Origin of the sequence: Pseudomonas edaphica, assembly GCF_005863185.1 — a bacterium.
GTDB classification, from domain to species: Bacteria; Pseudomonadota; Gammaproteobacteria; order Pseudomonadales; family Pseudomonadaceae; genus Aquipseudomonas; species Aquipseudomonas edaphica.
The window spans coordinates 1-5171 of the sequence record NZ_VBVZ01000448.1 but is presented as its reverse complement, the minus strand read 5'-3'; the positions used below and the strand labels follow the sequence as shown (position 1 = coordinate 5171).

At 57.1% G+C, this 5171-nt stretch carries 3 protein-coding genes and 1 pseudogene; 3 read left to right on the top strand and 1 reads right to left on the bottom strand.

Annotation, left to right across the window (positions count from 1 at the left end):
- The coding region (locus tag FEM54_RS23835) for an ATP-binding protein (RefSeq protein ID WP_138453371.1) at positions 1-2074 on the top strand (2074 nt) is incomplete at its 5' end.
- Here the strand turns inward: FEM54_RS23835 and FEM54_RS23830 are convergent.
- Positions 2054-2983 (bottom strand): LysR family transcriptional regulator, encoded by a 930-nt coding sequence (locus FEM54_RS23830; protein ID WP_138453370.1) that lies wholly within the window; start codon positions 2981-2983, stop codon positions 2054-2056. The genes FEM54_RS23835 and FEM54_RS23830 overlap by 21 nt on opposite strands.
- A 153-nt stretch (positions 2984-3136) precedes the next feature.
- On the opposite strand from FEM54_RS23830, the gene FEM54_RS23825 reads away from it, so the two are divergent.
- Both FEM54_RS23825 and FEM54_RS23820 read left to right on the top strand, forming a co-directional pair.
- Complete coding sequence (locus FEM54_RS23825; RefSeq protein WP_138453372.1) at positions 3137-4861, top strand: DUF1302 domain-containing protein; 1725 nt, start codon at positions 3137-3139, stop codon at positions 4859-4861.
- 38 nt (positions 4862-4899) lie between these two features.
- Positions 4900-5171, top strand: a pseudogene (locus FEM54_RS23820) (DUF1329 domain-containing protein); the annotation flags it as partial.

Genomic DNA, 5171 nt, shown 5'->3' with positions numbered 1-5171 from the left:
GTTATTTCTGGTAGGTGTATTTTGTTGGGTTTTTTATCTAAAACGGTTGATCGATAAGCGCAATGCCGCCGAACTTAAATTTAACGAGCAGATTGCGTTCATGCGCACGCTCATCGACAGCTTGCCCCATCCGATTCTCGCACGTGATTACGAGGGTTATTTGCTGCTTTGCAACAAAGAGTATTTACGGGTTGTGGGAGGGGCTGCTTACGAGGCGGTAGTTGGTACCCGTGCCACTGACTGTGAAGGCATCAGCCCTGAGGAGGCTGCAAGATTCGAACAAGAGTACCAGGAGGTCATGGAGAGCGGGGAACCTCGGATAGAAGATCGTTTTTCCTTGACGGCAGAGGGGGCATCGGTCGTGTTATATCACTGGACTGTTCCTTTCTGGGGGATTGATGGGAAGGTCCGGGGTGTAATTACAGGCTGGATTGATATCAGCGAGCGTGCGCGCTTGCTTGACGAGTTGAAGGATACCCAGTTGGACGCAGAAAACGCCAACCGTGCGAAGACGACCTTTCTGGCGACGATGAGTCATGAAATCCGCACACCCATGAACGCGATTGTCGGCATGCTCGAACTTGCGATGAAAAAAGCTGACAAGGGTGAGCTTGACCGCTTTGCTATCGAGGTTGCGTTCGGCGCCGCGCAAGGGATGCTGGGCTTGATCGGCGATATTCTGGACGTGGTACGCATCGAGTCAGGGCACTTGGTGCTGAATCCTCAGAGAACGTCATTCAAACCTTTGGTTGAATCCGTAATACGCGTATTTGAAGGCTTGGCACGGCAAAAACAGCTGGAACTGATATTGCAATTCGATGTGCAGGCGGAGCGGGAGGTGTTCGTCGACCCCCTGCGTTTCAAGCAAATCCTCTCCAATCTGGTCAGCAACGCGATTAAATTTACCTCGGAGGGGAAGGTCGTGGTTGAGGTGCGCGCGACCGTAGTGTCGGACGGTGCATATCTGCGGATTCAGGTGCACGTGCGCGATACTGGCGTCGGAATTTCCAGGGAGGATCAGGAACGTCTGTTTCTTCCATTCAGCCAGGTCGGCGTCACCGGACAGCAGCACAGCGGTGGTTCCGGGCTGGGGCTGATGATCAGCCGCACTCTGTGCGCGATGATGCAGGGTGAGTTGAGTCTTCACAGCGTTTCAGGCATTGGCACACAGGTCGATGTGGTGCTTGAGGTGCCGATTCTGGACGCTTTGCCTCAGGTGGAAGCCGAGGCCGTGGTGGAACTGCCTCACAGGGTATTGAACGTTCTGGTGGTAGATGACTACCCAGCCAACCGTCTGCTCTTGCAGCAACAGTTGACCTATCTGGGTCACGAGGTCAGTGATGAACCGGATGGTGCCCACGGTCTGAAAGCCTGGCGCTGCGGTCATTTTGACGTGGTGATCACCGACTGCAATATGCCAGTTATGAGTGGCTATGAGTTGGTCAGAAACATTCGTGCGGAAGAGGCGCGCTCCGGTGCGGCCCCTTGCCTGGTGCTGGGATTTACTGCCAATGCTCAAATCGACGAAGTCGAGCGCTGCCGTGAGGCAGGCATGGACGATTGTCTGTTCAAACCCATTAGCATGCAGGCGTTGGCTGCCAGGCTTTCAGGTGCGGTGCCGGTCTTTATCCCTTCGACCGATAATGATGGAGAAACGCTGAAGGCGCTCGACGGTTTTGATTTGAGCAGCCTGGAGCAATTGACCTACGGCAACAGTGCATCGATTGCGCATTTGCTGGGTGACTTGGCTCAAAGCAATGAAGAAGATATGTCGCGTCTGGTCAAGCTGTTCAGCGAGGGGGATTTTTCTGCCATCGCCGACCTCACGCACCGGATCAAAGGCGGTGCCCGGATCATCAAGGCTCAACGGTTGATCCAGTGTTGCGATCAAGTGGCTCGCGATTGCAGTGGGCAGGATGCTGCCGCGCTGACGGAGTCTGTCGATACCCTGCATCAGGCTATGGACGCTTTGGCGCAAATGCTGGAGAGCTACATAGATGACGTCGAAGATCAGCCGGGAGGCGGGGTGAGCCGCAACAGCGATAAAGACGTGCTAGGTGCTACGGGCATTTGACACGATCGAATCGACGGCCTGTTGAGCGATAGGTGACAGCGTACGTCCTGCCTGGCATACCACGGCGTTTCTGATGGTCAGCAGGTCTGCTGGCCAGCCAGGCTTGATGCGCGGCACCAGATCCACCAGCAAACCTTCACACAGGTCGTTGTCCAGCCAGGAACGCCAGGTCAGAAGCAACGAGTCGCTGGTCAAGGTGGTTTCGCGTAACAGGCTCAAATCATTGGAACTCAAGGTCCACGGCAGCAGCGTTCCGGGTGTCAGGTCGAACAACGCGTACAGTGACGCTTCGTTTGACGGTACAACACCGCTCCATGGGTAACCCAGAATCTGTGCACGGGAAATCGGGCCGTCCTGCTGCGCCAGGGGGTGGGCGCTGCGACAGAAAATCGAGGCCGGTTGCGGCGGCAGGTGGGTGATGGCGAAGCGCGGGTCGAAGGTCTGGTCGGCCCTGAGCGTCGCCACCACAAACTCCAGTTGATCGGTTTCCAGCTGATGGGACAGGTGTTCCCAGAAATTCACCTGCACGTTCAACACCAGCCTTGGAATGGCTTTGCGCAGCTTGACGAGCACGTCTGTCGTATTGATGTTGGCTGCCATCGGCGTCACGCCAAAGCGTAATTCACCGCCTTCGGTGCCCGCCAGATCATTGGCCTGGGCCTGCATTTTCTTCGCGCAACTGAGCAGCTCGTGGGCGCGACCGATCAGCTGTTTCCCGGCTTCGGTCATTGTCACAGAGCGCGTATCGCGGTCGAACAGCCGAACCCCCAGGTCGTCCTCCAGCGATTGAATGCTGCGGCTGAACGCCGTCTGTGACAGGTGAGCGCGGGCCGCCGCCCGAGAGAAGTGCAACTCCTCGCTCAGATAGACCAAATGGCGTACCCGTTTTAAATCTATTAAGTCGCTCAATGCATTAATTGCTCTTCTTATTAGCATTGGACACAGATTACACGCTCTCCGAAGATTCTCCAGCGCCAACATCGCTGGGCAGACGACACGTACTGCCTCCAATAATAAAAACGATGGGGAAGTTTTGTGGCAAACCAATTTCAGCTTGATCGCATGCGCCCCTGGACATTCACGGCCGCGCTGGTACTCGGCGCCAGCAGCCAGGTGCAGGCCGTAACCTTTAACGTAGGCGAGGTCCAGGGACAGTTCGATTCGTCCCTATCCATTGGCAGCAGTTGGGCGCTACGCAATGCCGATCCGGCTTATGTGGGAACCTGGAACGGTGGTCACGCCTCCAGCCAGAGCGCAGACGACGGGCGCCTGAATTTTCGCAAAGGTGAGACGTTTTCGAAAATATTCAAAGGCGTTCACGACTTGCAATTGAGCTACGGTGACAGCGGCGTCTTTATCCGCGGCAAGTACTGGTACGACTTTGAACTCAAGGATGAAAGTCGCCGTTATTTACCCATCAGCGACAGCAATCGCAAGGAAGCGGCCAAGTCATCCGGCGCGCAGATCCTGGATGCGTTCATCTACCACAACTACTTTATCGACGGGCAGCCCGGCAACGTGCGGGTGGGCAAGCAGGTGGTCAGTTGGGGTGAAAGCACTTTTATCGGCAACGGTATCAACGTGATCAACCCCACCGATGTGGCTGCCTTTCGCCGGCCGGGAGCCGAGATCAAGGAAGGGCTGATTCCGGTCAACATGCTGTTTTTATCCCAAGGGTTGAGCGACAGCTTGTCTGCCGAGCTGTTCTACCAGTTGGAATGGGACCAGACCGTGGTGGACAACTGCGGTACGTTTTTCGGCTCCGACGTGATGGCTGACGGCTGTAACACGCGCATGGGGTTTTCGCCGCTTTGGGACCCGACCGGGCAGTACCATTTCACCCGAGGTGCCGACAGTGATGCGCGCGATAGTGGCCAATTTGGCGTGGCCCTGCGCTGGCAGGCCGAGGCGCTGAACAATACTGAGTTCGGGTTGTACGCCATGAACTATCACAGCCGCGCGCCTTTTGTCGGCGGTCGGGTAGGGGACAGCCCGTTTGCGGTGAAGCCTGGCAGCCGCGCGTCGAGCGCCGAATACTTTGTCGAATACCCGGAAGACATCCGTCTCTACGGCCTGAGCTTTTCTACCACCCTGGGCACCACCGCCGTCTCCGGTGAACTCAGTTATCGGCCCAACATGCCATTGTCCCTCAACGGTAGCGATGTGACGATTTCCGCCATGGCGGGGTCGATGGCGGCGGCCCTGGGCAGCCCGATTTTCGCCAGTGGTTTTGCCCGGCCAGTACCGGGTGAAGACTTCCACGGTTATGTGCGCAAGCCCGTGAGCCAGGCGCAGGTGACGTTCACCCATTTTGTCGATCAGGTATGGGCTGCTGAACGCCTGACGCTGATTTCCGAGGTGGGCTACAACCACCTCAGCGACATCAACAGCAGCGCCCTGCGCTTTGGTCGCGACAGCATCTTCGGCAACGGCGAGCTGCCGGATAACCGCAATTGCGTGACGGCGGGCAACCCGGTCAATCCGCAAAACTGCAACAACAAGGGCTTTTACACCCGTAACTCCTGGGGCTATCGCGCGCGGGCGATTCTGGATTACCAGAACGTGTTTGCCGGGGTGAACCTCAAGCCCAGCCTGTCCTGGTCCCACGATGTGGAAGGTTATGGTCCCAACTTCAACGAAGGCAGCAAGGCCGTCAGCCTGGGCCTGGACGCGGACCTGAAAAATACCTACACCGCGAGCCTTTCCTATACCGATTTCTTCGGCGGTGATTACAACACCGCAACTGATCGCGATTTCGTCGCCCTGAGCGTCGGCGTGAGCTTTTGAACCTGCCATCCGATAACTAGAAAAAAGGATTGAGCCCGATGAATATATCGACCCCCGTTCTGTATGGCAGCACCTTGGCGCTGCTGCTCTGTACTTCGGCGATGGCTGCTGTTTCCCCAGAAGAGGCCGCCCGGTTGGGCACGACATTGACGCCACTGGGCGCCGAAAAGGCCGGTAACGCCGAAGGCTCGATTCCGGCATGGACCGGCGGGCTGCCCAAGACTGCCGGCGCGGTCGACAGCGCAGGGTTCCTGGCTGATCCGTTTGCCAACGAGCGGGTGCTGTTCACCATCACCGCGCAGAACGTGGG

Bases quoted from the DNA above. Each gene is read 5' to 3' on its own strand.
- FEM54_RS23825 (WP_138453372.1), top strand. From the start codon at position 3,137: ATGCGCCCCTGGACATTCACGGCCGCGCTGGTACTCGGCGCCAGCAGC.